23 protein-coding genes and 1 riboswitch are annotated in these 25,220 nt (G+C 71.1%); of the genes, 9 read left to right on the top strand and 14 right to left on the bottom strand.

The window, feature by feature from the left end; translation table 11 throughout:
• Positions 1–26: 26 nt before the first annotated feature.
• Positions 27–629, bottom strand: a complete 603-nt coding sequence (locus BX283_RS26620; RefSeq protein WP_101390035.1) for a TetR/AcrR family transcriptional regulator — start codon at positions 627–629, stop codon at positions 27–29.
• A gap of 92 nt (positions 630–721) precedes the next feature.
• On the opposite strand from BX283_RS26620, the gene BX283_RS26615 reads away from it, so the two are divergent.
• Positions 722–1,474, top strand: coding sequence for an SDR family oxidoreductase (locus tag BX283_RS26615; protein WP_101390034.1), 753 nt, complete (start codon positions 722–724; stop codon positions 1,472–1,474).
• 13 nt (positions 1,475–1,487) lie between these two features.
• Here BX283_RS26615 and BX283_RS26610 read toward each other — a convergent pair whose 3' ends face one another.
• Positions 1,488–2,558 carry an SIS domain-containing protein gene (locus BX283_RS26610; protein WP_101390033.1) on the bottom strand — a complete coding sequence of 357 codons (1,071 nt, stop codon included), beginning with the start codon at positions 2,556–2,558 and terminating at the stop codon, positions 1,488–1,490.
• Between the two features lie 164 nt (positions 2,559–2,722).
• Between BX283_RS26610 and nagB the strand changes: the two genes are divergently transcribed.
• A complete protein-coding gene (gene nagB / locus BX283_RS26605) occupies positions 2,723–3,508 on the top strand; it encodes a glucosamine-6-phosphate deaminase (protein WP_101390032.1) in 786 nt (261 codons plus the stop codon).
• Positions 3,509–3,686: 178 nt separating this feature from the next.
• Here the strand turns inward: nagB and BX283_RS26600 are convergent, their stop codons facing one another.
• The 4 genes from BX283_RS26600 to BX283_RS26585 form a co-directional block, all read right to left on the bottom strand.
• Entirely contained in the window at positions 3,687–5,201 is a 1,515-nt protein-coding gene (locus BX283_RS26600) for a glycoside hydrolase family 3 protein (RefSeq protein ID WP_101390031.1), read from the bottom strand.
• 9 nt (positions 5,202–5,210) lie between these two features.
• Entirely contained in the window at positions 5,211–6,065 is an 855-nt protein-coding gene (locus BX283_RS26595) for a carbohydrate ABC transporter permease (RefSeq protein ID WP_101390030.1), read from the bottom strand.
• Positions 6,066–6,094: 29 nt separating this feature from the next.
• Entirely contained in the window at positions 6,095–7,093 is a 999-nt protein-coding gene (locus BX283_RS26590; protein ID WP_101390029.1) for a carbohydrate ABC transporter permease, read from the bottom strand.
• A 79-nt stretch (positions 7,094–7,172) separates the two neighbouring features.
• A complete protein-coding gene (locus tag BX283_RS26585) occupies positions 7,173–8,456 on the bottom strand; it encodes an extracellular solute-binding protein (protein ID WP_101390028.1) in 1,284 nt (427 codons plus the stop codon).
• Positions 8,457–8,739: 283 nt separating this feature from the next.
• Between BX283_RS26585 and BX283_RS26580 the strand changes: the two genes are divergently transcribed.
• The 5 genes from BX283_RS26580 to BX283_RS26560 all read left to right on the top strand — a co-directional run bounded on the left by BX283_RS26580 (position 8,740) and on the right by BX283_RS26560 (position 15,337).
• Positions 8,740–9,504 carry a GntR family transcriptional regulator gene (locus tag BX283_RS26580; RefSeq protein ID WP_101390027.1) on the top strand — a complete coding sequence of 255 codons (765 nt, stop codon included), beginning with the start codon at positions 8,740–8,742 and terminating at the stop codon, positions 9,502–9,504.
• 143 nt (positions 9,505–9,647) lie between these two features.
• Entirely contained in the window at positions 9,648–9,902 is a 255-nt protein-coding gene (locus BX283_RS26575; RefSeq protein ID WP_101390016.1) for a DUF3311 domain-containing protein, read from the top strand.
• A 14-nt stretch (positions 9,903–9,916) separates the two neighbouring features.
• The gene (mctP, locus tag BX283_RS26570; RefSeq protein WP_101392588.1) at positions 9,917–11,548 is read left to right on the top strand and encodes a monocarboxylate uptake permease MctP; all 1,632 of its coding nucleotides are present in this window, start codon (positions 9,917–9,919) and stop codon (positions 11,546–11,548) included.
• A 130-nt stretch (positions 11,549–11,678) separates the two neighbouring features.
• Positions 11,679–11,820, top strand: a riboswitch (cobalamin riboswitch).
• Positions 11,821–11,945: 125 nt separating this feature from the next.
• Complete coding sequence (locus tag BX283_RS26565; RefSeq protein WP_101390002.1) at positions 11,946–14,324, top strand: ribonucleoside-diphosphate reductase subunit alpha; 2,379 nt, start codon at positions 11,946–11,948, stop codon at positions 14,322–14,324.
• Entirely contained in the window at positions 14,324–15,337 is a 1,014-nt protein-coding gene (locus BX283_RS26560) for a ribonucleotide-diphosphate reductase subunit beta (RefSeq protein ID WP_101390001.1), read from the top strand. The genes BX283_RS26565 and BX283_RS26560 overlap by 1 nt, the downstream gene beginning before the upstream one ends.
• 112 nt (positions 15,338–15,449) lie before the next feature.
• On the opposite strand, the gene def is transcribed toward BX283_RS26560, so the two are convergent.
• From def to BX283_RS26520, 8 genes are all read right to left on the bottom strand, one after another.
• Complete coding sequence (def, locus tag BX283_RS26555) at positions 15,450–16,082, bottom strand: peptide deformylase (RefSeq protein WP_101390000.1); 633 nt, start codon at positions 16,080–16,082, stop codon at positions 15,450–15,452.
• Positions 16,083–16,140: 58 nt separating this feature from the next.
• The gene (locus BX283_RS26550; protein WP_101389999.1) at positions 16,141–17,130 is read right to left on the bottom strand and encodes a hypothetical protein; all 990 of its coding nucleotides are present in this window, start codon (positions 17,128–17,130) and stop codon (positions 16,141–16,143) included.
• Positions 17,131–17,244: 114 nt separating this feature from the next.
• Positions 17,245–18,513, bottom strand: a complete 1,269-nt coding sequence (locus BX283_RS26545) for an HD-GYP domain-containing protein (RefSeq protein WP_101389998.1) — start codon at positions 18,511–18,513, stop codon at positions 17,245–17,247.
• Positions 18,510–19,886 (bottom strand): HD-GYP domain-containing protein, encoded by a 1,377-nt coding sequence (locus BX283_RS26540; protein ID WP_101389997.1) that lies wholly within the window; start codon positions 19,884–19,886, stop codon positions 18,510–18,512. The genes BX283_RS26545 and BX283_RS26540 overlap by 4 nt, the downstream gene beginning before the upstream one ends.
• A gap of 170 nt (positions 19,887–20,056) precedes the next feature.
• The gene (gene rsrA / locus BX283_RS26535) at positions 20,057–20,350 is read right to left on the bottom strand and encodes a mycothiol system anti-sigma-R factor (protein ID WP_101389996.1); all 294 of its coding nucleotides are present in this window, start codon (positions 20,348–20,350) and stop codon (positions 20,057–20,059) included.
• The gene (locus BX283_RS26530; RefSeq protein ID WP_180357259.1) at positions 20,347–20,991 is read right to left on the bottom strand and encodes a sigma-70 family RNA polymerase sigma factor; all 645 of its coding nucleotides are present in this window, start codon (positions 20,989–20,991) and stop codon (positions 20,347–20,349) included. The genes rsrA and BX283_RS26530 overlap by 4 nt, the downstream gene beginning before the upstream one ends.
• A gap of 246 nt (positions 20,992–21,237) precedes the next feature.
• Positions 21,238–21,876, bottom strand: a complete 639-nt coding sequence (locus tag BX283_RS26525; protein ID WP_101389994.1) for an alpha/beta family hydrolase — start codon at positions 21,874–21,876, stop codon at positions 21,238–21,240.
• A gap of 402 nt (positions 21,877–22,278) precedes the next feature.
• A complete protein-coding gene (locus tag BX283_RS26520; RefSeq protein WP_101389993.1) occupies positions 22,279–23,100 on the bottom strand; it encodes an SOS response-associated peptidase in 822 nt (273 codons plus the stop codon).
• A 49-nt stretch (positions 23,101–23,149) separates the two neighbouring features.
• Between BX283_RS26520 and BX283_RS26515 the strand changes: the two genes are divergently transcribed.
• On the top strand, positions 23,150–23,854 hold the full coding sequence (locus BX283_RS26515) for a M50 family metallopeptidase (protein WP_101389992.1): 705 nt from the start codon (positions 23,150–23,152) through the stop codon (positions 23,852–23,854).
• Positions 23,855–23,880: 26 nt separating this feature from the next.
• Positions 23,881–25,206 carry a 3-phosphoshikimate 1-carboxyvinyltransferase gene (gene aroA / locus BX283_RS26510; RefSeq protein WP_101389991.1) on the top strand — a complete coding sequence of 442 codons (1,326 nt, stop codon included), beginning with the start codon at positions 23,881–23,883 and terminating at the stop codon, positions 25,204–25,206.
• Positions 25,207–25,220 lie beyond the last annotated feature (14 nt).

Raw genomic sequence — 25,220 nt, 5'->3', positions numbered from 1 at the left:
CCCAGGCCTAGTCCCGTTCCTCCGCCCTAGCCCCGTTCCTCCGGCCAGCCGCGCATGGCGAGCTCGGCGACCGCCGTCAGCTCCTCCTCGGAGGCCCCGTCCCTGGCCTGCTGGGACATGCCCTGGAAGGCGGCCGCGCTGAAGCGGGCGAGCGCTCGGGCATCCGTTCCGGCAGGGAGCGCCCCGGTCGCGACATCGGCGGCGATCAGGCGCTCGAACTCCGCGAGGTTGCCGTTGCGCACCTCGCGCAGGGCCTCCTCGACCTCCCTGCTGGTGCAGTTGACGGCGGCGCTGAGCACCAGGCAGCCGCGCGGGCGGCCGGGCCGGGTGAACTCGGTGGCGGCCTCGCGCAGGATCCGCCCGATCGTCGCCCGCGCACCGGGCTCCTCGGCGACGGCCCGGCCGATGAACGCCCCGTACGTCTGCCCGTACGCCGCCACGACCTCGTCGAACAGGGCTTTCTTGTCGCCGAAGGCGGCATACAGGCTGGGCGCCCCGATGCCCATCGCCCGGGTCAGCCCGGCCACCGAGGTCGCCTCGTAGCCGTGCTCCCAGAAGGTCAGCGTGGCCTGGTCGAGCGCGCGGGCACGGTCGAAGGAGCGGGGGCGGCCGCGCTGTCCGGTGGTCATGGACGAATTCTATAGCGACCACTAGAGAATGTGCTACGTTCTCGTTCTGTAGCGAGCGCTACAGATTTCACTTCACGGGGAGGACCCACGTCATGGGCGCACTCACGGGCAGGACCGCACTGGTCACCGGCGGCAGCCGGGGCATCGGCCGGGGCATCGCGGAACGGCTCGGCCGGGACGGGGCGCGGGTCGCCGTCCACTACGGCAGCAACGAGACGGCCGCCAAGGAGACGGTCGCCGCGATCGAGGCGGCCGGCGGCTCGGCCTTCGCGCTGGGCCAGGAGCTGGGCGTCCCCGGCGACGCGGAGGCCCTGTGGGCGGCCTTCGACCGGCACGCGGACGGGGTGGACATCCTGGTCAACAACGCGGGCATCGGTACGGCCCGCACCTTCGGGGAGATCGACGAGGCCGAGTACGAGCGGCTGTTCGCGGTGAACGCGAAGGCGCCGTTCTTCCTGGCCCGGCTCGGCCTGGAGCGGATGCGCGACGGCGGCCGGATCGTCAACATCTCCTCCGGCGTCTCGAAGTCGGCGGTGCTGCCGGACCTGATCGCGTACGCCATGACCAAGGGCGCGCTCGACGTCTTCACCCGCGACCTGTCCAAGATCGTGGGCAGTCGGGGCATCACCGTGAACTCGGTGGCCCCGGGCATCGTCGACACCGACGTCAACGCGGACTGGCTGCGCGCGAGCGAGGAGGCGTGGCAGGGCGCCGCGGCGATGTCGGCGCTCGGCCGGGTGGGCGAGCCCTCCGACATCGCGGACGTGGTGGCGTTCCTCGCCTCGGCGGACGGGCGCTGGGTGACGGGGCAGTGGGTGGACGCGACGGGCGGCTCGCTGGCGTAGGCCCGGCCCGGGTTCAGCGGGTCTCGGTCACCTTCGCCAGGGCGCGCGGGGCGTCCGGGTCCTGGCCGCGGGCGATGGTCACCTCGTACGCGAGGAGCTGGAGCGGGAGGATCTCCAGGATCGGCTGGAGCTCCTCGGGGACGCCCTCGACCGGCAGCACGAAACCCGCCGAAGCCGCGTCGACCTGCGGCTTGGGGCCGACGACGAAGAGGTCGGCGCCCCGGCCGCGCAACCGGTCGAGCACCGGCTGGAGCGCCTGGCCGCCCCGGCCGTCGGTGACCACCGCGATCACCGGCGAGATGTTGTCGACCATGGCCAGCGGGCCGTGCAGCAGGTCGGCGCCGGAGTAGGAGAGGGCGGGGATGTAGCTCGTCTCCATCAGCTTGAGGGCGGCCTCCTTGGCCGTGGGGTAGCCGTACCCCCGCGAGGTGATCACCATCCGCTCGGCGAACCGGTAGCGGGAGGCCAGCGCCCGCACCTCGTCCTGCCGCGCCAGGATCCGGTCCGCGAGCTCGGGCAGCGCCCCGGCGGCCGAGACGTCGCCGTCGCGCAGGCCCTCGACGAAGAGGTAGAGGGCGAGCAGCGAGGCGGTGTACGTCTTGGTCGCGGGCAGCGCCTTCTCCGGCCCGGCCAGGATGTCGACGTGGTGCTCGGAGACGGCCGCGAGCGGCGAGTCGGCGTTGTTGGTGACGGCCAGCGTGATCGCGCCCGCGGCGCGGGCCGCCCGGGTGGAGTCGACGAGGTCGGGTGAGCCGCCGGACTGGCTGACGGTGATGGCGAGGACGTCCGTGAGGTCGGGCCGGGCGCCGTACGCGGTGATCGTCGACATCGAGGTCAGCCCGCACGGGATCCCGAGCCGGATCTCGATCAGGTACTTCGCGTACAGGGCGGCGTTGTCGGAGGTGCCGCGGGCGGTCAGCAGGACGAAGCGGGGTCTGCGGGCGGCGATCGCGGCCGCGACCTCGCGGATGCGCGGGGCGCCGTCGGCGAGGATCCGGCGCAGTACGGCGGGCTGCTCCGCCATCTCGCCGCGCATGATCCGGCCGGGCTGCTCGCTGTGCGCCTCACTGTGCGTCGACGACATGCGCGATGCCTCCAAATGGCGGTCTGTGTACGCGTTGCCGAAACCCCTCCAGTCGACCATGACAGAAGGCGCGACCGCCAGCGGACGGGCCGGTCACTCTGCTAGATTGGTCTATACCACCCTGGTTGGTTTACGTCTCTACGTCTCCAGATCGGCAGGCCCACGTGGAAGTTGTCATCGTCCCGGACGCCAAGGCGGGCGGCGAGCTCATCGCGGAGTCCATCGCGGCACTGTGGCGCCGCAAGCCCGACGCCCTGCTCGGCGTGGCCACCGGCTCGACCCCGCTGCCCATCTACGACGCGCTGACGGCGAAGGTCGCGGCGGGTGCGGTGGATGTGTCGCGGGCCCGGGTCTGTCAGCTCGACGAGTACGTCGGGCTGCCGGTGGGGCACCCCGAGTCCTACCGCGCCACGGTGATCCGCCAGGTCGTGGAGCCGCTCGGGCTCGGCGCGGACTCGTTCATCGGGCCGGACGGCTCGGCGGAAGACGTCCAGGCGGCGTGCGAGGCGTACGACCGGGCGCTGTCGGCGGCCGGCGGCGTGGACCTCCAGATCCTGGGGATCGGCACCGACGGGCACATCGGCTTCAACGAGCCGTGCTCGTCGCTGGCGTCCCGTACCCGGATCAAGACGCTGACGGAGCAGACGCGGGTGGACAACGCGCGCTTCTTCGACGACGACATCGAGCAGGTGCCGCACCACGTGATCACCCAGGGGATCGGGACGATCCTGGAGGCGCGGCATCTGGTGCTGCTGGCGACGGGTGAGGGCAAGGCGGAGGCGGTGGCGGCGACGGTGGAGGGCCCGGTGGCCTCCGTGGTCCCGGCCTCGGCGCTCCAGCTGCACCCGCACGCCACGGTGGTGGTGGATGAGGCTGCGGCGTCGAAGCTGAAGCTTGCGCACTACTTCCGGCACACGTACGCGAACAAGCCGACGTGGCAGGGCCTGTAGGACCCCACCCCCGGGGGTGCTGCCCGAGGGCTGCGCCCCCGGACCCCGTTTCGTCTGCGGACCGTGCTGGGTTGCTCGCGCAGTTCCCCGCGCCCCTAGGTAGTTAGGGGCGCGGGGAACTGCGCGACCAGCCACCCACGGTCCGCAGACGAAGTGACCGGCCGCCCGCCAGAGGGCTTTAGGGAAGGGGCGGGGTGGGGGTCAAGGCCTCCGCGGCCGCCCGGCCGCAGACCCTCGCCGCCCCGTGCGTGGCGAGGTGCGCAGAACCCCGCGCCGCGGCCTGCGGCACCCCCATCTCGATCACCACCGTGTCCGGCCGCGCCGCGAGCAGCGCGTCCAGCGCCGACGACATCCACGGATGGCGGTGCTCGTCGCGGACCACCGCGACGATCCGGCGGGGCCCGGCCGCGGCCAGGACCGCGGCAGGATCCGCCGCCGGACCGTACGTGCCCGTCACCGTCCCCGGCAGCAGCGCCGACAGCTCGGCCCCCACCCCCCACGGCGTCTCGTCCCCGACCGCGATGTTCGCCACGGGGGTGAAGGACGCCACGTACGGCGGGGACGAAAGAGGCGCCGCCGAACCCGTCACCCGCAGGGCCCGCCGCGCCGCCACCAGGCCGATGTCGGAACCCGGCGCGGCCCCCTCCGCCGCGCCCGGCCCCGCCACACCGCTCCCCCTGGCCTGCCGCGTCCAGGACGCCAGCGCGCGCACCCGGGCCGCCGCGTCGGCGAGGCGCGACTCGGGCAGTTCCCCGGCCCGTACCGCCGCGACCAGCGCGTCCCGCAGCCGCAGCACGGTGTCCTCGTCCGCGAGCCCGCCGCCGACGCACAGCGCGTCCGCCCCGGCCGCGATCGCGAGGACCGAGCCGCGCTCGATCCCGTACGTCGAGGCGATGGCCTGCATCTCCACGGCGTCGGTGACGATCAGCCCGTCGTAGCCGAGTTCCTCGCGCAGCAGTCCGGTCAGGACGCGCGGGCTCAGCGTCGCCGGGCGGGTCGGGTCGAGCGCGGGCAGCAGGATGTGCGCGCTCATGACCGACTTGGAGCCCGCGGCGATCGCGGCGCGGAAGGGCACCAGTTCACGGGCGTGCAGCGTGTCGAGGTCCACGTCGATGCGCGGCAGCGCGTGGTGCGAGTCGACCGCCGTGTCGCCGTGGCCCGGGAAGTGCTTGGTGCAGGCGGCGACCCCGGCGGACTGCAAGCCCTCGATGTACGCGGCGGTGTGCCGCGCCACGAGCTGCGGGTCGGCGCCGAAGGACCGTACACCGATGACCGGGTTGTCCGGGTTGGAGTTCACATCCGCCGACGGGGCCCAGTTCAGGTCCACCCCGCAGGCCGCCAGGCGGCGGCCCAGCTCGTGCGCCACCGCCCGGGTCAGGTCCGTGTCGTCCACCGAACCCAGCGCCAGGTTGCCCGGGAAGGACGAGCCCGTACGGACCTCCAGACGGGTGACGTCCCCGCCCTCCTCGTCGATGGCCACCAGGACGTCGTCCCGCTCGGACCGCAACTGGGCGGTCAGCGAGGCCAGTTGGTCCGCCGTGGCGATGTTGCGGCCGAACAGGCCCACCGAGGTGAGGCCTTCACCGATCCGGCGCAGCAGCCAGTCGGGGGCGGTGGTGCCGACGAAACCGGGCTGAAGGACGGTCAGGGCGTCGCGCGTGAGTGTGTCGGTGCTGCGTGCGATCGTCGTCATGGGGCGGCGTTATCCCTTCACTGCGCCGGCCGTCAGACCCGCGGCCATCTTGCGCTGGACGAGGAGGAACAGAGCCACGATGGGGACGGCCATCATGGTGGAGCCGGCCATCATGGGGGCGAACTCGGTGCCGTGCTGGGTGGTGAAGTTGGACAGCCACACGGTGGCGGTCTGATGGTTCTGGCTCATCAGCATGAGGGCGTAGAGGTATTCGTTCCAGGCCTGGATGAAGCCGTAGACCGAGGTGGCCACCATGCCCGGGGCCAGCAGCGGGAAGACCACGCGCATGAAGGCGCCGGTGCGGCTGCACCCGTCGACCATCGCCGCCTCCTCCAGCTCCTTGGGGACGTTGACGATGAAGCCGCGCAGCGTCCAGACCGTGAAGGGGAGGATGAAGGTGAGGTAGGTGAGGACCAGGCCGGACAACTTGTCGTACTGGCCGAGGTCGTTGAGGAGCAGGAAGACCGGGATGATCATCGCGACCAGCGGGACCATCTGGACCGCCAGGATGCCGATGATCACGATCTTGCGGCCGCGGAAGGCGAACCGCGAGATGGCGAGCGCGGCGAGCAGGCCGACCGCGATGCCGATCACCACCACGACGACGGAGACGATCAGCGAGCGGCCGATCGAGCCCCAGAAGTCACCGATGTCCAGCGCCCGGCGGAAGTTCTCCAGGGTGAAGGACCGGGGGAAGAAGTGCGGGCTCGGGTCGATCGCGTCCTTGGACGGCTTGAGCGCCGTGTTGAGCATCCAGTAGACCGGGAAGCCCGCGGTGGCGAAGACCAGCAGGCCGAGGAGGTTCCAGCCGAGCTTGGACTTCTTCTTGCGGGGGCGCGCGAGCGCCGGGGTCGAGGTAGCCATCGGTACGCCTTGCCTTTCGTTCACTGCGCTCACTCGACGTCCCCGATCTTCAGCATCTGGCGCATGTACACGGCGATCACACCGAGCAGCAGGAGCACGGTGAGCAGCGCGATCGCGGAGCCCTGCGAGTAGTCGTTGACCACGAACGCCTTGTCGTACGAGTACGTGGTGAGGAGCTGGAACTCGGGCTCGGGGTGGTTGCCGCGCATCACGAAGACCTGCGGGAAGACACCCATGTCCCAGATGACCGAGAGGGTCGCCAGCATCACGATGATCGGCTTGAGGATCGGCAGGGTGACGTGGCGGAAGACGCCCCAGGCGCCGGCGCCGTCGAGCCGGGCGGCCTCTTCGAGCTCCTTGGGGACCTGGGTCAGGCCCGCGCTCAGCGTGATGACGACGAACGGCACCGCGCCCCAGACGACGAGCAGCATGATCACGGCGAGGCCCTGGGTGCCGCTGGCGAACCAGTTGTGGCCGATCATGTCGACCCCCGGCAACTGGCTGAGCAGCCAGTTCAGTACGCCGAAGTCACTGTCGAACATCCACTTGAAGATGGTGATGGCGACGACGATCGGCATGCCCCAGCTCGCCACCAGAGCGATGTTGACCAGGGTCTTCACCCAGCCGGAGACCCGCTGGAGCAGCAGGGCGATCAGCATGCCCAGAACCATGGTCAGCACGACCGCGGTGAAGGCGAACAGGACCGTACGGACGACGACGGTCCAGAACTCGCTGTCGCTCAGGACGTTGGTGAAGTTGTCGAAGCCGACCGACTCCGGGTCCTTGAACCCCCAGAGCTGCGGCTGGCCGAACTTCTGGAAGGACAGGGTGACCAGGCGTACCAGCGGATAGCCCAGTACGAGGGCGAGCGCCAGGAGGCAGGGGGCGAGCAGCGCCCAGGGCACCGCCGCCTGTCCCGCACTGCGCTTTCTGCCCGGCCCCTTCGGGGGCTTCCCGGATTCCCCACCCGGTCGTGGGTCGCGCCGCGCCGGCGGCACCTTGGCGGTGGTTGTCTCTGCGGCACTCATCGCGCGCTCCTAGCGGTCCCTCTCCGGTACTGGCCGGGCGAGGGCCCCGTCGCTGTCCGACGGGGCCCTCGCCCACAGGTCACTTGGTGTTGATGACCTTGTCGATCGCGGCGTCCGCGTCCTTCGCCGCCTGCTCGACCGACTTCTTGCCGGTGCCGATGGCCTGCAGCATGTCCTGGAGGACCTTGGCCTTCTCGACCTGGCCCCAGCCCGGCGCCATGGGCACGAACCAGCTGGACTCGGCCGCGGTGGCCGGGACGGCCGTCTTCGGGTCCGACTTCAGCGGCGCGAGGGCCGTCTTGTTGTTGGGCAGGTTCTGCTTGGCGATCAGGCCCTTCTGGCCCTGGGTGCCGGTGAACGCGTTGATCCACTCGGCCGCGAGCGCCTGCGCCTTGGACTTGACCGGGACGGCCAGGTCGGAGCCGCCGAGGAAGACCGGCATGGCCTTGCCGGACGGGCCGGGCATCACAAAGTTCTCGATCTTGTCGGCGAGCTTGCCGACCTTGTCGTTCTCCGGGGTCGCGGCGGTGCCGCCCTCCCAGCCGGCGCCGAAGATCAGCGCGGACTTGCCCTGGCCGTAGACGATCGGACGGTCGGACTCGTCCTTCGTCTTGTCGCCGTGCATGTACTTGCCGAGGATGTTCTTGTACTCGTTCAGCCCCTTGAGGGACTCCGGCGAGGACAGGTTCGCCTTGAACTTGCCGCCGTCCTCCTTGGCGATGGAGCCGTCGGCGTCGTACACGTACGACATGGCCGCGTACCAGTCGCGGGACGGCTGGTACCAGGCGCTGAACTTGTCGCCCTTCTTCTCCTGGATCTTGTCCAGGTCGGCGGTCAGCTCGGTGTACGTCTTCGGGGCGGCGCTCACGCCCGCCTCGGCGGCGATGTCCTTGCGCCAGGTCGCCACGCGGCCACCGGCGTAGTAGGGGACGCCGTAGGTCTTGCCGTCGTACGTGACGGAGGCCTTGAGGCCGTCGAGCCAGGCGGAGGAGTTGTCGAACTTCGACGGGTCGATCTCGGCGAAGGCGCCCTTGACCGAGTAGGCGAGCATCTCGGTGTTGCCCATCTCGACCACGTCGGGGGCCTTGTCGGTGGCGAGCACCGCGTCGAGCTTGGCGTTCTTGTCCGGCCAGCCGTAGTACTCGTGGCTGATCTTCAGACCCGGGTGCTTGGCGACGATGGCGTCGTCGGCCGCCTTCACCAGGTCCGGCCAGTTCTTCTGCGCGTCGACCGTCAGCCAGACGGTCAGCGACTTGGCGTCGCCGCCCTTGGCACCGTCGTCCTTCTTGTCGTCGTCGCCGCACGCCGCGATGCTGACCAACATGCCCGCGACGCCGATCGCCGCGATGAGCTTGCGCTTCACGCCACCCTCCTCAGGGATGCTGCAACCCCCCGCCCACCGCGAAGACATACGCCGTGTACTGCCTGTGGGGCTGGGACCTGGTCTTTAATGGTTTAGACCAGTACCCGGAGCTTGGCCTAGACCTTTAGGGGTGTCAAGGGTGTATAAGAAGGGCTGTCGCGTCCGTTATCGGACCGACACCTGAGGGAGGGCGACGACCCGTGACCGGTCCGTGCCACCATGTGAGCCGCGACAGACGGAGGAGCCGGTGACGGCAGCAGCGCAGCACTCGGGAAGGCGGGCCATGGCCACCGACGGGAGCGGTACGGAGACAGAGGCGGGCCCCGGCGCCCGTACCGCTCGCGTGCCCAAGTACTACCGCCTCAAGAAGCATCTCCTCGACATGACGGAGACCCTTCCGCCGGGCACCCCGGTGCCGCCCGAGCGCACCCTGGCCGCCGAGTTCGACACCTCCCGCACCACCGTGCGCCAGGCCCTCCAGGAGCTGGTGGTCGAGGGGCGCCTGGAGCGCATCCAGGGCAAGGGCACGTTCGTCGCCAAGCCCAAGGTCTCCCAGGCGCTGCAACTCACCTCGTACACCGAGGACATGCGCGCCCAGGGCCTGGAGCCGACCTCCCAGCTCCTGGACATCGGCTACGTCACCGCCGACGACACGCTGGCGGGGCTGCTCGACATCGCGGCGGGCGGCAGGGTGCTGCGCATCGAGCGGCTGCGGCTGGCCAGCGGCGAGCCGATGGCGATCGAGACGACCCATCTGTCGGCCAAGCGCTTCCCCGCGCTGCGCCGCTCGCTGGTCAAGTACACCTCCCTCTACACCGCCCTCGCGGAGGTGTACGGGGTGCGGCTCGCCGAGGCCGAGGAGACGATCGAGACGTCGCTCGCCACCCCGCGCGAGGCCGGCCTGCTCGGCACGGACGTGGGCCTGCCAATGCTGATGCTCTCCCGCCACTCACTGGACGGGAACGGCGAACCGGTGGAGTGGGTGCGCTCGGTGTACCGGGGCGACCGCTACAAGTTCGTCGCGCGGCTGAAGCGGCCGACAGACTGACATAGCCGGAAATAGCCTCCGGCCTGCACCGACCCCGCACTCTTTCGCCACGTCCGCTATCCGGACGGGGGTTTCGCGACGGTTATCCGTCCCCTAGATTTCCTGCGCATTACACAGGTGAAGTGAGGGGACGGAGCCAACGTATGCCGGAATCAACGCAAGAGCGGAGACCGGTGATCACGCCCGCGCGCGTGGTCATCGCCCTCTGCCTGATCGCGCCCTTCGTGGCGATGCTCTGGGTCGGTTCGTACGCGAAGACCGACCCGGCCCTCGCCGGGATCCCGTTCTTCTACTGGTACCAGATGCTCTGGGTGGTCATCTCGACCGCGCTCACCATGCTCGCGTACAAGCTGTGGCAGCACGACCAGCAGGGCCGCAAGGCGGGTGAGGGCAAGTGACCTCCTCGTCGCGAGTGACTCTCGCAGCCGCCGACGGGGTGAACGGCGTCGCGCTCGGCGTCTTCATCTTCTTCTTCCTGGCCGTCACGGTCATCGGCTTCCTGGCCGCCCGCTGGCGCCGCGCCGAGAACGAGCAGAGCCTGGACGAATGGGGCCTGGGCGGGCGCTCGTTCGGCACCTGGGTCACCTGGTTCCTGCTCGGCGGCGACCTCTACACCGCGTACACGTTCGTCGCGGTTCCGGCGGCGGTGTACGCGGCGGGCGCGGCCGGTTTCTTCGCGGTGCCGTACACGATCCTGGTCTACCCGCTGATCTTCACGTTCCTCCCCCGGCTCTGGTCGGTCTCGCACAAGCACGGCTATGTGACGACGTCCGACTTCGTGCGCGGCCGGTTCGGCTCCAAGGGCCTCTCGCTCGCGGTCGCGGTCACCGGCATCCTCGCCACGATGCCGTACATCGCGCTCCAGCTGGTCGGCATCCAGGCGGTGCTGGACGTGATGGGCATCGGCGGGTCCAGCAACTGGTTCGTCAAGGACCTGCCGCTGCTGATCGCGTTCGCGGTGCTCGCCGCGTACACCTACTCCTCGGGTCTGCGCGCCCCCGCACTGATCGCGTTCGTGAAGGACACGCTGATCTACATCGTCATCCTGGTGGCGATCATCTACATCCCGATCAAGCTCGGCGGCTTCGACGACATCTTCGCGGCGGCCCGGCACAAGTTCGAGACGCCCAACGCGGCCGGGAAGCCCACGGGCGCGCTCGTGCCCCCCGAGGCGGGGCAGTGGACGTACGCGACGCTCGCCCTCGGCTCGGCGCTGGCGCTCTTCATGTACCCGCACTCGATCACGGCGACCCTCTCCTCCCGCAGCCGCAACGTCATCCGCCGCAACACCACGATCCTGCCGCTGTACTCGCTGATGCTGGGCCTGCTCGCGCTGCTCGGCTTCATGGCGATCGCGGCCGGGGTCAAGGTCAAGAACGGCCAGCTGGCGATCCCGCAGCTGTTCGAGGACATGTTCCCGGACTGGTTCGCGGGCGTGGCGTTCGCCGCCATCGGCATCGGCGCGCTCGTCCCGGCGGCGATCATGTCGATCGCGGCCGCGAACCTTTTCACCCGCAACATCTACAAGGACTTCCTCAAGCCGGACGCCACGCCGGAGCAGGAGACCAAGGTCTCCAAGCTGGTCTCGCTGCTGGTGAAGGTGGGCGCGCTGGTCTTCGTCCTGACGATGGACAAGACGGTCGCGATCAACTTCCAGCTGCTCGGCGGCATCTGGATCCTGCAGACCTTCCCGTCCCTGGTGGGCGGTCTCTTCACCCGCTGGTTCCACCGCTGGGCGCTGCTGGCGGGCTGGGCGGTGGGCATGGCGTACGGCACGCTCGCCGCGTACGGGGTCGCCTCGCCCACCCAGAAGCACTTCGGCGGCAGCTCCAAGGAGATCCCCGGCATCGGTGAGATCGGCTACATCGGCCTCACCGCGTTCCTCCTGAACGTCGCGGTCACCGTCGTCCTCACGGTCGTCCTGCGGGCCCTGAAGGCCCCCGACGGCGTCGACGAGACGTCCCCGGAGGACTACACGGCGGACGCGGGCGACCCGGGCGTACAGACGGAACTGCCCCCGGCGACGGCGGGCTCGACGCACTGAGCCGACCCTTCACCGTATGCACACGGGCCGCCGGGAATCCCGGCGGCCCGTTGTCGCTTTCATGGAGGACGAGTTGACGCTCTGCCACTCCACGGTTTCACCGCGACACAACATGTGGGGGCAACACGACAGCCCGGCACAAGATGTATGCTCGTGCTCGCTGTCGCCGCAGGGGAATCCGGTGCAAATCCGGAACTGTCCCGCAACGGTGTACTCGTACGCATTTGCGTACTTGGTCAGTCCGAGGACCTGCCGACAGCGCGCCCTGGCCGTCCGGTCCGGGTGCCAGACGTCCGGGCCTCGCGGAATGGGCAGTGGACGCGGCGTACCCCCGAGGGGGTGTGTCCGTGTGCCCGCACCTCCCCAAGGCCCCGTGCCGAGCGAGGAGTGCCCCCACGTGACCATCGCCCCTGCGGATCCCGCCTCAGCGATCGCCGAAGAGCCGGCCGATGCCCCCGGGACCGCGCTGCTGCGGACCCTGACCGACCTCACCGCCGATCTGCCGGACACCGACCCCGGCCGTGTCGCCGCCGCCGCGCTGCGCGGCCGCAACGCGCGCTCGGACGAGGCGGAGCTGCGGGGGCTCGCCACCGAGGCCGCCGCCGGTCTGATCTCCGAGGACCCGGCGTACTCCCGCCTCGCCGCCCGGCTGCTGACGCTCACGATCGCCGAGGAGGCCGCGACCCAGGGCTCGGTCTCGTTCTCCGAGTCGGTCGAGGTCGGCCACCGCGAGGGCCTGATCGCGGACCGCACCGCCGACTTCGTACGGCTGCACGCGGCCCGCCTCGACGCGCTGGTGGCGGACTCCCTCGCGGCCGGCGCCGACGACCGCTTCGGCTACTTCGGCCTGCGCACGCTCTACTCGCGCTACCTGCTGCGGCACCCGATCACCCGCCAGGTCATCGAGACCCCGCAGCACTTCATGCTCCGGGTCGCGGCGGGCCTGGCCGAGGACGACTCGGTGCGCGCGCTCGACGAGGTCGCCTCGCTGTACGGCCTGATGAGCCGGCTGGACTACCTGCCGTCCTCCCCCACGCTCTTCAACTCCGGCACCCGCCATCCGCAGATGTCCAGCTGCTACCTGCTGGACTCCCCGCAGGACGAGCTGGACTCGATCTACGACCGCTACCACCAGGTGGCGCGCCTGTCCAAGCACGCGGGCGGCATCGGCCTCTCGTACTCCCGCATCCGCTCGCGCGGCTCGCTCATCCGGGGCACCAACGGCCACTCCAACGGCATCGTCCCGTTCCTGAAGACGCTGGACGCCTCGGTCGCGGCCGTCAACCAGGGCGGGCGGCGCAAGGGCGCGGCGGCGGTCTACCTGGAGACCTGGCACTCCGACATCGAGGAGTTCCTGGAGCTGCGCGACAACACCGGTGAGGACGCCCGGCGTACGCACAACCTGAACCTGGCGCACTGGATCCCGGACGAGTTCATGCGCCGCGTGGACGCGGACGGCAGCTGGTCGCTGTTCTCCCCCGCCGACGTGCCCGAGCTGGTCGACCTGTGGGGCGACGAGTTCGACGCCGCCTACCGCAAGGCCGAGGCGGCCGGTCTGGCCCAGAAGACGATCCCGGCGCGGGACCTGTACGGCCGGATGATGCGCACCCTGGCGCAGACCGGCAACGGCTGGATGACCTTCAAGGACGCCTCCAACCGCACCGCCAACCAGACGGCGGAGCCCGGCCACACCGTCCACTCCTCGAATCTCTGCACGGAGATCCTGGAGGTCACGGACGACGGCGAGACGGCCGTCTGCAACCTCGGCTCGGTCAACCTCGGCGCCTTCGTCCTCGCCTCGGGCGAGATCGACTGGGAGCGCCTGGACTCGACCGTCCGCACCGCCGTGACGTTCCTGGACCGGGTCGTCGACATCAACTTCTACCCGACCGAGCAGGCCGGCCGCTCCAACGCCAAGTGGCGTCCGGTGGGCCTGGGCGCGATGGGCCTCCAGGACGTCTTCTTCAAGCTGCGCCTGCCCTTCGACTCCCCCGAGGCGAAGGCCCTGTCGACCAAGCTGGCCGAGCGCATCATGCTCACGGCGTACGAGGCGTCCTGCGACCTCGCCGAGCGCTCGGGCCCGCTGCCCGCGTGGGACAAGACCCGTGCCGCGCGCGGTGTGCTGCACCCCGACCACTACGACGTCGAGCTGAACTGGCCGGAGCGCTGGGCGGCGCTGCGCGAGCGGATCGCCTCGGTGGGCATGCGCAACTCGCTGCTGCTCGCGATCGCCCCGACCGCGACCATCGCCTCCATCGCCGGTGTCTACGAGTGCATCGAGCCGCAGGTCTCCAACCTGTTCAAGCGCGAGACGCTGTCGGGTGAGTTCCTCCAGGTCAACGGCTACCTGGTGGAGGACCTGAAGAAGCTCGGCGTGTGGGACGCGCAGTCCCGCGAGGCGCTGCGCGAGGCCAGCGGCTCGGTCCAGGACTTCAGCTGGATCCCCGCCGACGTGCGGGCGCTCTACCGCACGGCGTGGGAGATCCCGCAGCGCGGCCTGATCGACATGGCGGCGGCCCGCACCCCCTTCCTTGACCAGTCGCAGTCGCTGAACCTGTTCCTGGAGACGCCCACCATCGGCAAGCTGTCGTCGATGTACGCGTACGCCTGGAAGCAGGGTCTGAAGACGACGTACTACCTGCGTTCGCGCCCGGCGACCCGGATCGCCCGCGCCGCCCAGGCCACCGCCCCGATCCCCGTCCAGCAGGCGGCCCCCGACGCCGACGCGATCGCCTGCTCCCTTGAGAACCCCGAGTCCTGCGAGGCCTGCCAGTAATGAGCTCCACCGACAAGAACCTGCTCGACCCGGGCTTCGAACTGACCCTGCGTCCGATGCGCTACCCGGACTTCTACGAGCGCTACCGCGACGCCATCAAGAACACCTGGACGGTGGAGGAGGTCGACCTCCACTCCGACGTCGCCGACCTCGCCAAGCTGTCGCCGGGCGAGCAGCACATGATCGGCCGTCTGGTCGCGTTCTTCGCGACCGGCGACTCGATCGTGGCGAACAACCTGGTGCTGACGCTGTACAAGCACATCAACTCCCCCGAGGCGCGGCTCTACCTGAGCCGTCAGCTCTTCGAGGAGGCCGTGCACGTCCAGTTCTATCTGACGCTGCTCGACACCTATCTGCCCGACCCGGACGACCGCGCGGCGGCCTTCGACGCGGTGGAGAACATCCCCTCGATCCGCGAGAAGGCGCAGTTCTGCTTCAAGTGGATCAACGAGGTCGAGAAGCTTGAGCGCCTGGAGACGCAGGCCGACCGCCGCCGCTTCCTGCTCAACCTGATCTGCTTCGCGGCCTGCATCGAGGGCCTGTTCTTCTACGGCGCCTTCGCGTACGTGTACTGGTTCCGCAGCCGCGGCCTGCTGCACGGTCTCGCGACCGGCACCAACTGGGTGTTCCGCGACGAGACGATGCACATGAACTTCGCCTTCGAGGTCGTGGACACCGTCCGCAAGGAGGAGCCGGAGCTCTTCGACGACCTGCTCCAGCAGCAGGTCACCGACATGATCAAGGAAGCGGTGGAGGCCGAGCTCCAGTTCGGCCGCGACCTGTGCGGCGAGGGCCTGCCGGGCATGAACACCGAGTCGATGCGCGAGTACCTCCAGTGCGTCGCCGACCAGCGCCTGCAGCGCCTCGGCTTCGCCCCGGTGTACGGCTCGTCGAACCCGTTCTCCTTCATGGAGCTGCAGGGCGTCCAGGAGCTCACGAACTTCTTCGAGCGCCGCCCGTCCGCGTACCAGGTCGCGGTCGAGGGCTCGGTGGGCTTCGACGAGGAGTTCTAGCTTTTAGGGGCGCGGGGAACTGCGCGACCAGCCACGCACGGTCCGCAGACAAAAGCGCACAAAAGGGCCCCGCACCATTTAGGTGCGGGGCCCCTCGCGTGCGTACGCGCGACTAGGCGTTCGGGACCACCTCGTACCGCGGCGTGCCCTCCGCCATCTGCTTCAGCGCGTCCTTGCGGTCCCGCTTGGAGAGCCGGTCGATGTACAGGTACCCGTACAGGTGGTCCGTCTCGTGCTGGAGGCAGCGCGCGAAGTAGCCGGTGCCGCGGACCTTGATCGGGTTGCCCTCGGCGTCCTGGCCGCTGACCTCGGCGTAGTCGGGGCGGGCCAGCTCGGCGTAGGCCGTCGGGACGGACAGGCAGCCCTCGTTGGACTCGTCCAGGACGCGGCGGTCGGCCGGCAGCTCCTGGAGGACCGGGTTGCACACAACGCCGACGTGGCGCACGCCCTCGTCGTCCATGCAGTCGTAGACGAAGACCTTGAGGTCGACGCCGATCTGGTTGGCGGCCAGGCCCACGCCCTCGGCGGTGCGCTGGCTGGCGAACATGTCGTCGATCAGCGCGGCCAGCTTGTCGTCGAACTCGGTGACGTCCTTGCACTCCTTGTGCAGCACCGGGTTGCCGACGACCGTGATCGGCCGGGACGTGCCCCGCGCGCGGTACGCCTGCTCGCGCTCCTCGCAGTCCTCCGTGTCGACGACGAACCCGTCGTTCTCGACCTGCTGGTCCGTCTCCTGCTGCGACATGTCCGCCGTACGCCTTCCTGAAAACCCGATTCCGAACCCGTACAGCCTACGGGCACGGTCAGCAGACTTCCTCTAGATCCCGCCACTCGCGGCTGTCGGGGCTGTCCGCGACCCAGCCGTCGAGCAGGCCGCGCACCAGGCCGGGCGGCGCCGCGATCCCGCACTCGCGCTCGGGCACCCACAGGTCGCCGGCGGTGCGGTGGCCCAGCGGGCCCGGATGGCCCGGCTCGCTGTGGTCGTGCGGGTCCAGGTGCTCGCCGTCGCCCTCGTCGCTGGGCATCCGCGACTCCGAGCAGGACCGGCACAGCAGCCGCACCGACGAGGACCAGTCCTCGGCGGCGAAGCCCGCGTCGGCCGCGAGCCGCTCGAGCGCGTCCCGGTCGGCCTCGGTGGCGGCCTCCAGGAGCACCACCCAGGTGGGCACCGGCGAGGGCGCCCACAGCTCGATCTCGTCGAAGACCGGGAAGGAGGGCCCGGCCGCGACCGTCCGCTCACCGTGCGGCACCCCGTCGTGCAGGACCACCTCGCCCCAGCGCCGCCCGGAGGACGGCAGCGGGATCGACAGGACCTCGATCCGCGCCGGGTCGAGCCTGCGGCCCCACACCACCTCGGCCTCGCCCTCGGGCGAGAGCCGCACGGCCGCGCTGCCCAGCTCCATCCCGGACGGCTCACCGGTGCCGGTGGCGGTCTCCTGGTAGCCGCGCACCTTGAGGCCGTACGCCTGCCAGGCGCGGCGGGCCAGCGGCCAGTCCTGGAGCGCGGTGGCGGCGATCCCCACGTTCCACCAGTCGGGGGCCCCGGTCTCCTTGTCGAGCAGCGCGACGGCGCGCAGGCCCGCGGCCCGCGCCTGTTCCCAGTCGTGCCGGAACTTGTGGAGCAGCGCCAGGTTGAACCAGGACTCGGAGAGCCACGGTTCCAGGTCCGCGGCGCGCGTCAGCAGCGCGCCGGCGTCCTCGTACCTGCCGTCGCCGATCAGCGTGAACGCACGGTCCGTGGCCTGCCGCCACGAGGCGGAGGGCCGGTGCCGTCCCTTGCCGAAGATCCTCACGATTCCCGCCTGCCCAGACCGGCCTGCCTCCGGGCCGGTCTTTCGGTCTCCCAGTTTTCTGGGTTCTTTCGCATCCAACCATGCCCGGCCGGAAGGCCGCTCATTACTCCTGGGTTACCCAGGTGCCACCAGGGTCAGACAGCCCCTGGCCAGGACGCGTGCGAGTGATTCGACGACCTCGGGCTGGTAGTCCCGGCCGGTGCCGAGCCGCAGCTGCTCCAGGGCGCTCAGCGAGCTCCCCGGGCCGCCCGGGGAGCCCGCCAGATCGTCGTAGGCGTTGACCGCGCGCACGATCCGGGCGGGCAGCGGCTGCTCGCGGTACGGGTCGGCCTGCCGCTCCACGATCACCGCGACCTCGGCGCTCCCCCCGGTCTGGCGCACCACGGCCCCGCCGAGCAGGGCTATCCGGCGCTGCTCGGCGGCGGGCAGCGGCGCGGTGGCCCCGGCGGGCACCGGGTCGATGAGCGAGAGCTGCCCGATGTCGTGCATCAGGGCCGCGTACTCCAGGACGGTCAGCTCGGACTCGGAGAGCCCCAGCTCGCGCCCCACGGCCCGGCTGAGCACGGCGACCCGGCGGGCGTGGCCCGGCTGGGTGTACCCGGCGATCTCGGTGGCCCGGGCGAGCGAGGTGATGGTCTGCCGGTAGGTGGTGCGCGCCGCCGCGTACCGCCGGAAGGCCAGCTGGGTGAGGAGCAGCGGCACGCAGAACAGCGGCAGCGCCCACAGCCCCGCGACGGCCACCGCGAGCGCGATGACGGCCCCGGTGGCGCAGACCGCCGAGCCGACGCCGGCCAGCGCGCGCAGCTCGTCGCGGAGCAGCGGGCCGTACGGGAAGGAGGTGCGGGCCCGCACCAGCGCGGCGGCGACGACCGCGTCGCACAGCGCGGTGAGCACCAGCACCAGGAGCAGGAAGAGCGCGTAGTACGGGCCGTGCCCGACCCAGCGCTCCAGGGTGCCGGAGTTGTAGAGCGGCTGGAAGCAGGCGGCGGCGAAGGCGACGGTGAGCACCCGCCGGGCCACCTGGTCCAGGGTCGGGCCCCGGCCGAGCGCCACGTGCGGGACGGCGCCGACCAGGGCGGCGGCGAGGACGACGGCGACGGCCTGGAGGACGCCGTGGTGGGTGGCGTGCCCGGCGTTCTGGCCCAGCAGGGCGTACGCGAGGGCGCCCGCCGAGCCGAGCGGCGCGGATTCGCGCTCCTCGCCCGGGGAGCCCCGGCGCGCCAGCTCCCCGACCGCGACGAGGGCCCCGAAGGCGAGGGCGACCCCGGGCTCGTCGACCCCGTACCAGAGGGTCCGGGCAAGCGCCCAGGCGGTGAGCGCGGCGGCGGCCCCGTACACCCCGGCGACGGTGAGCGGCAGCGGGCGCGGCGCGGCCCGTCTCATGCGTGCCCGGCCGGGGCGGCGTCGCAGGCCGGGACGTTTCCGCTGCCGGTGGCGGCGCCCCGGTCCGGCTCGTCCGCCGTCACCGCCGGGTGCCAGCCGTGCCGGTCGAGCGCGCGCACCAGCGCCCGCACCATCGCCGGGTCGAACTGGCGCCCGGCGCACCGCTCCAGCTCCTGGAGCGCCGCCCCGACGGGCCGGGCGCGGCGGTAGGAGCGGGTCGAGGTCATCGCGTCGAACGCGTCGGCGACGGCGACCACCCGGGCGAACTCGGGGATCTGGGGGCCCGCCAGGCCGTACGGATAGCCGCTGCCGTCGAGCCGTTCGTGGTGGTGCAGGATCGCGGCGCGCGCCTCGCCGAGGAAGCCGATGCCGCGCACCATCTCGTGGCCGTACTCGGGGTGCAGCTCGATCACCGCGCGCTCCTGCGGGGTGAGCGGCCCGTCCTTGCGCAGCAGCCGGGTCGGCACCCCCAGCTTGCCCACGTCGTGCAGGATCCCGGCGAACCGCAGCACCTCCAACCGGCTCTCGTCCATGCCGAGTTCCCGGGCGATCAGCACGGAGGCGAGGCCGACGCGCTCGCTGTGGCCGCGCGTGTAGGTGTCCTTGATGTCGACGGCCTGCACCAGGGCCCGGATGGTGGCCTGGTGGGCGGCGTGCTCGCGGTGGTACTGGGCGAAGACCCAGCACGAGATGTACATCGGCAGCAGCACCAGGAGGGCGGCGGGCGGGCCGTACGGGCTGCGCCAGAGCACGGCCATCATCAGCCCGGCGAGCCCGTGGACGCAGTACGGGGCCAGCGAGCGCAGGAACAGCCCGCGCCAGGCGGTCCGGGCGGGCAGCCGCTCGGCGGTCCACAGGATCAGCCCGTCGAGGGTGGCCAGGACCGCGCAGAAGACCAGCGCGGCGGCCCCGGCGGGCAGCAGGACGTACGGGAAGTCGGGGGCGAGGGCCGGGCCCCCGAGGGCGGAGCGCCCGCCGAGCCGCTGGTGCACCTCGGCGGCGGCGCCCACGGCGAGCGTCAGCTGGGCGGCGCGCCACAGGCGGCGTATGGACCGGGGCGGCTGCTCGACCGGGCCGAGGAGCGCCCCCGGGACGGCGGCCAGCGCGGCGGCGGCGGGCGGCAGCAGGAACGCGGCGGCGAGCAGGACGGGGAAGAAGGAGCCGGAGCCGGTCGGGACGGTGACCCGGCCGACGAGAAAGGGGCAGCGCGCGGGCCATTCGCAGAGCGCGTACAGACCGGCGAGCAGCCCGAACGCGCCCCAGGGGACGCTTGCGCGCGCCACGGGTAACGCGCACGCCCCGGCGGCCACGACGGCGCCTGCCAGCACGGCGCGCGCCCCCCAGGGCAGGCTCCGCCTCCTCGGTCCGTCCATGGCACGCCTCCCTCCTGCTCCGGATCGGGAGGATAGGCCCGCGCGGGACGGCGAGTAGGCGCATTGTCGGATTGAACCGTTTAGGTGCCACCGGATTAGCACCTTCGAGTGACGGAAAAAGGGCCGCGACCGAAGTCGCGACCCTTCCGTGGAACTGCTCCGCCGGCGGCTCAGCCCTCGGCGACGATGTCCTGGTCGGGCACGGCCTGTCCGGAGCGGATCAGGTCGATGCGGCCCATGACCTTGGAGCGGAGGTCGGCGGGTACGTCGTCCGACCCGCAGCACCGCTTGACCAGCTTCTTCACGGCCTGCTCGAGCCCGTACTTCTCCAAGCACGGCGAGCATTCCTCAAAATGCACTTCGAACTTGTTGCAGTCGCTGTCGGGCATCTCGTGGTCGAGGAACTCGTAGAGATGGTCCAGGACCTCAGAGCAGTCCGTCTCGTGCGGCTCTCCGCAGCTCATGAGCCCGAGCCTTTCGCTTCGTCCGACTCGCCGGCGCCGGCCGGGACGAGCCCGCGGTCACGGGCGTAGTCCTCCAGCATTCCGCGCAGTTGGCGGCGGCCCCGGTGCAGCCGGGACATCACCGTACCGATGGGTGTACCCATGATGTCCGCGATCTCCTTGTACGCAAAGCCCTCTACGTCCGCCAGATACACGGCGATACGGAACTCCTCGGGGATCGCCTGGAGCGCTTCCTTCACGTCGGAGTCGGGCAGGTGGTCCAGCGCCTGCGACTCGGCCGACCGCAGTCCGGTCGACATGTGCGACTCCGCGCGCGCGAGCTGCCAGTCCTCGATCTCCTCGGCGGCGCTGCGCTGGGGTTCGCGCTGCTTCTTCCGGTACGAGTTGATGAAGGTGTTGGTGAGAATCCGGTAGAGCCAAGCCTTGAGGTTCGTCCCCTCCCGGAACTGGTGGAAGGATCCGTACGCCTTCGCGTAGGTCTCCTGCACCAGGTCCTCGGCATCGGCCGGGTTGCGCGTCATGCGCAGCGCGGCCGAGTACATCTGGTCGAGGTAGCCGAGGGCATCCCGCTCGAAGCGCGCGTTCCGCTCGGCGGTCGACTCTTCCACGTGGCCGTCGTCGGTCCCTGTGACCGGACCCACCTCCTCGAACGCTGTTGCGAGTCCGAAGCTGGACCCGCTCGAATCGGAGGATAGACGACGATCCGGTCCGCCCGCCGCTCGAATAGGAGCGGTCTTGGCCGCCGACAGCACCGTCCACTCCAGGTCAGCGGCGCGCGAGCGGCTGGGGCAGATGGTCGAACCCATGCGACGGACTCCCTCTCCACGAAATACCAGGCCTGCGGATGTTTACGTCCGTCACAACAGTGGCCCGGTACGCGGCATTCCCTAGAGCCCGGCAACCCACTGCTCGACCCCCTCGGTGATGATCCCGAGGGCGTCCTCCTGCCCCAGCGAGGCCCGCTTTGGAACGGCGAACCCGTGGTCCCCGAAGGGCACTTCGATGAGCGCGTAATTACCGTCATTACCGTCCGGAAACTCCTCGGGCCGCCCGAAGGGATCGTTTCCGCCCTGTACGACGAGGGTGGGCACGCCCGCGCCGAGCAGCTCGTCGGCACGGGACTTCTCGGGGCGGCCGGGCGGGTGCAGCGGGAAGCTCAGCGCGAGGACGCCGTGCGCGCCGAGCTCGGCGGCGGTGCGGCAGGCGACGCGGGCCCCGGCGGAGCGCCCGCCCGCGACGACGGGCAGCCCCGCCTCGGCCAGGGCGGGCCACACGCCCCGCCACCCCACGTCGAGCGTCTTCGGCGCGGGCGCCACCTTCTTCCCGGCGACACGCCAGGGCTGCTCGACGAGGGCCACGGTGACGCGGTGCGCCGGCAGGGCGGCGGCGATGGCCTGAAGATCCCGCGCTTCGACGCCGCCCCCGGCCCCGTGCCCGACCGCGAGCACGATCCGGGCCCGAGCGGCCCGATGCCAGGTGATGCGGGCGTCTCCGGCGGGGGTGTGGATGAGCTGGGTGGGGGTCACGGGTCCATGGTGCCGGAGGGACGGGGGTGGGGCGCGGTGTTCGTCTGCGGGTGGTGGCCGGTTGCTCGCGCAGTTCCCCGCGCCCCTGATTGGCCCGGTCTTCGTCTGCGGGCCGGTGGCCGGTTGCTCGCGCAGTTCCCCGCGCCCCTAAACCCTCCTTCGGCTGCGGACCGTGGCCGGTTGCTCGCCCAGTTCCCCGCGCCCCTTAGGTGCCGCTGCGCCGCATCGCGCATTTAGGGGCGCGGGGAACTGCGCGACCAGCCCTCCACGGTCCGCAGACGAACGAAGCGGGGTGCAGGGGCCGCAGGCCCCGCAACAAGGGGTCCGGGGGCGCAGCCCCCGGGAGACGGGCCTCCGCCACCCACCACCCCCGGAGGGTTAAGGGAACGGGGCGGGGTGGGGCTAAAACAGCGTGGGCTCCTCCGGCGCCGCCCACTCCTCCACCAGCTCCGGCCCGTTGTTCCGCACATTACTGACCGCCGTCGAGACGGCGTACGCCCGCATCAACCCCTCCGGCGGCGCAGACAACAACCCCCGCACCTCCTCCACCGAGGTGAGAGAAGGATCCAGCCAAGAAGACCACCGGGACGGCGGCAGCATCAGCGGCATCCGAGGATGGATCGCCGCAAGCGACGACGGCCCCTCGGCCGGAGCCACCCCCAGCGGCCCCGTCTCCGCCGCCAACGTGATCACCGAACACGTCGCCCACCACGCCCCCGGATGGTCGTCCGGCAGCGACCGGTCGCGCCAGAACTCGTACAGCCCCGCCATGGCGAACACCGACCCGTCCACCGGCGAGATGAAGTACGGCTGCTTGCGCGGCCGCTTCTTCTTCCCCTCGACCTCCAGCTCCCGCTCGTCCGCCCCGGTGACCCACTCGTAGTAGCCGTCCGCCGGGATGATGCACCGGCGGGCCGCGAAGGGCCGGCGGAACGACGGCTTCTCGTGCACCGTCTCCGACCGCGCGTTGATCATCCGCGCCGCCCCGTCGGGCGAGCTCGCCCAGGACGGCACCAGGCCCCATCGAAGCTTGCGCAGCTGGCGAACCGGACGGCGGTCGTCCGCGTCTTTCAGTGGACGCTCCAGGACCGCGTACACCTCTTTGGTCGGGGCCACGTTCCAGTCGGGCGCCAGCGTCTCCTGCGGATCCGGGTCCCACTTCTCTATCTCGAAGACTTCCGCGAGATCCTCGGGCCTACGACTCGCTGCATACCTCCCACACATGACCGTCACCCTGCCACGCGGCAGTCCACCAGAAGGAGCCGTCCCGGAAATGGCCGACGAAATGCCCGACCTGCACCTCTTCGGCACCCAGGCCGCCCCCGCCCAGTGGCTGGTTGTCGTCACCGGGATAGCCGCCCTCGCCGTGGTCCTGCCGCACGGCGTCTGGCGCGTCTCGCGCAACGCGATCACCATCGCCCACGAGGGCGGCCACGGCCTGGTCGCGCTGCTCACGGGCCGCCGCCTGGACGGCATCCGGCTGCACTCCGACACCAGCGGCCTCACCGTGAGCCGGGGCCGCCCTACCGGCCTCGGCATGATCCTGACCGCCGCCGCCGGCTACACCGCTCCCCCGCTGCTCGGCCTCGGCGGTGCCGCTCTGCTCGCGGCCCACCACGTCACCCTGCTGCTCTGGCTTGCCACCGCCCTGCTGCTGGCGATGCTGGTGATGATCCGCAACGCGTACGGCGTGCTCACCGTGGTCCTCAGCGGCGCCGCCTTCCTGCTGGTGTCCTGGCTGACCTCGCCCGATGTGCAGTCGGCGTTCGCGTACGCGGTGGTGTGGTTCCTGCTGCTCGGCGGCGTACGCCCGGCCTTCGAGCTCCAGGCCAAGCGGCGGCGGCACAACAGCGGCGACTCCGACGCCGATCAGCTGGCGCGGCTCACGGCCGTACCACCGGCGCTCTGGCTCTTCCTCTTCCACGCCGTCTCGATCTGCTCGCTCATCGGCGGCGGACGGTGGCTGCTCGGACTCTAGGTTCTCCCCCCACTAAAGTGAGAGCCATGACCGAAACGCCCGTGCACCCCGCCCTCTGGCCCGCCCCCGTCGCAAGCGGAGCCGTCGACGCGACGGTCACCGTGCCCGGATCCAAATCGGTCACCAACCGTGCGCTGGTGCTGGCCTCGCTCGCCGCCGAGCCCGGCTGGCTGCGCCGCCCCCTGCGCTCCCGCGACACCCTGCTGATGGCCGAGGCGCTGCGGGCCCTCGGCGTCGGCATCGAGGAAGGCGTCGGCCCCGACGGCTCCGGCGAGGCCTGGCGCGTGATCCCGGCGGGTCTGCACGGCCCCGCCGCAATCGACGTCGGCAACGCCGGTACGGTCATGCGCTTCCTGCCCCCCGTCGCCGCCCTCGCCGACGGCCCGGTCCGCTTCGACGGCGACCCCCGTTCGTACGAGCGCCCGCTGAACGGCGTGATCGACGCGCTGCGTACGCTCGGCGCCCGGATCGACGACGACGGCCGGGGCGCGCTCCCGCTCACCGTGCACGGCGGCGGCGCCCTCGACGGCGGCCGGGTCCGGATCGACGCGTCCTCCTCGTCGCAGTTCGTCTCCGCCCTGCTGCTCTCCGCGCCGCGCTTCAACCAGGGCGTGGAGGTGCGGCACACCGGCGCCTCGCTGCCGTCCATGCCGCACATCCGGATGACCGTCGACATGCTGCGCTCGGTCGGCGCGCAGGTGGACGAGCCGGAGACCGGCGGTGAGCCGAACGTGTGGCGGGTCTCGCCGTCGGCGCTGCTCGGCCGCGACCTGACCGTCGAGCCGGACCTCTCCAACGCCCAGCCGTTCCTGGCGGCCGCCCTGATCACCGGCGGCAAGGTGACGATCCCGGACTGGCCGGAGCGCACCACCCAGCCGGGCGACCAGCTGCGCCGGATCTTCACCGAGATGGGCGGTTCCTGCGAGCTCACCGAGCGCGGCCTGGTCTTCACCGGCTCCGGCTCGATCCACGGCATCGACGTGGACCTGAGCGAGGTCGGCGAGCTCACCCCGGGCATCGCGGCGGTCGCGGCGCTCGCCGACTCGCCCTCGACGCTGCGCGGCGTGGCCCATCTGCGCCTCCACGAGACGGACCGCCTGGCGGCCCTCACCAAGGAGATCAACGAGCTCGGCGGCGACGTCACCGAGACCGCCGACGGTCTGCACATCCGCCCGCGCGGGCTGCACGGCGGCATCTTCCACACGTACGACGACCACCGGATGGCCACAGCCGGCTCGATCATCGGCCTCGCCGTGGAGGGCGTCCGGATCGAGAACGTGGCGACGACCGCCAAGACCCTGCCGGACTTCCCGCGGATGTGGACCGACATGCTGACCGGGGCCGGAAACTGAGCGGGGCCTGAGCA

Source organism: Streptomyces sp. TLI_146, from assembly GCF_002846415.1.
Classification (GTDB): Bacteria; Actinomycetota; Actinomycetes; order Streptomycetales; family Streptomycetaceae; genus Streptomyces.
The sequence above is the reverse complement of the archived record's forward strand: the minus strand, read 5'-3'. Positions and strand labels throughout refer to the sequence as shown.

What these genes read in the sequence shown, in the direction of transcription:
- BX283_RS26620 (WP_101390035.1), bottom strand. Translation starts at nt 629, where the DNA reads ATGACCACCGGACAGCGCGGCCGCCCCCGCTCCTTCGACCGTGCCCGC.
- BX283_RS26615 (WP_101390034.1), top strand. Translation starts at nt 722, where the DNA reads ATGGGCGCACTCACGGGCAGGACCGCACTGGTCACCGGCGGCAGCCGG.
- BX283_RS26610 (WP_101390033.1), bottom strand. Translation starts at nt 2,558, where the DNA reads ATGTCGTCGACGCACAGTGAGGCGCACAGCGAGCAGCCCGGCCGGATC.
- BX283_RS26600 (WP_101390031.1), bottom strand. Translation starts at nt 5,201, where the DNA reads ATGACGACGATCGCACGCAGCACCGACACACTCACGCGCGACGCCCTG.
- BX283_RS26595 (WP_101390030.1), bottom strand. Translation starts at nt 6,065, where the DNA reads ATGGCTACCTCGACCCCGGCGCTCGCGCGCCCCCGCAAGAAGAAGTCC.
- BX283_RS26590 (WP_101390029.1), bottom strand. Translation starts at nt 7,093, where the DNA reads ATGAGTGCCGCAGAGACAACCACCGCCAAGGTGCCGCCGGCGCGGCGC.
- BX283_RS26580 (WP_101390027.1), top strand. Translation starts at nt 8,740, where the DNA reads ATGGCCACCGACGGGAGCGGTACGGAGACAGAGGCGGGCCCCGGCGCC.
- BX283_RS26575 (WP_101390016.1), top strand. Translation starts at nt 9,648, where the DNA reads ATGCCGGAATCAACGCAAGAGCGGAGACCGGTGATCACGCCCGCGCGC.
- BX283_RS26560 (WP_101390001.1), top strand. Translation starts at nt 14,324, where the DNA reads ATGAGCTCCACCGACAAGAACCTGCTCGACCCGGGCTTCGAACTGACC.
- def (WP_101390000.1), bottom strand. Translation starts at nt 16,082, where the DNA reads ATGTCGCAGCAGGAGACGGACCAGCAGGTCGAGAACGACGGGTTCGTC.
- BX283_RS26545 (WP_101389998.1), bottom strand. Translation starts at nt 18,513, where the DNA reads ATGAGACGGGCCGCGCCGCGCCCGCTGCCGCTCACCGTCGCCGGGGTG.
- BX283_RS26540 (WP_101389997.1), bottom strand. Translation starts at nt 19,886, where the DNA reads ATGGACGGACCGAGGAGGCGGAGCCTGCCCTGGGGGGCGCGCGCCGTG.
- rsrA (WP_101389996.1), bottom strand. Translation starts at nt 20,350, where the DNA reads ATGAGCTGCGGAGAGCCGCACGAGACGGACTGCTCTGAGGTCCTGGAC.
- BX283_RS26520 (WP_101389993.1), bottom strand. Translation starts at nt 23,100, where the DNA reads ATGTGTGGGAGGTATGCAGCGAGTCGTAGGCCCGAGGATCTCGCGGAA.
- BX283_RS26515 (WP_101389992.1), top strand. Translation starts at nt 23,150, where the DNA reads ATGGCCGACGAAATGCCCGACCTGCACCTCTTCGGCACCCAGGCCGCC.
- aroA (WP_101389991.1), top strand. Translation starts at nt 23,881, where the DNA reads ATGACCGAAACGCCCGTGCACCCCGCCCTCTGGCCCGCCCCCGTCGCA.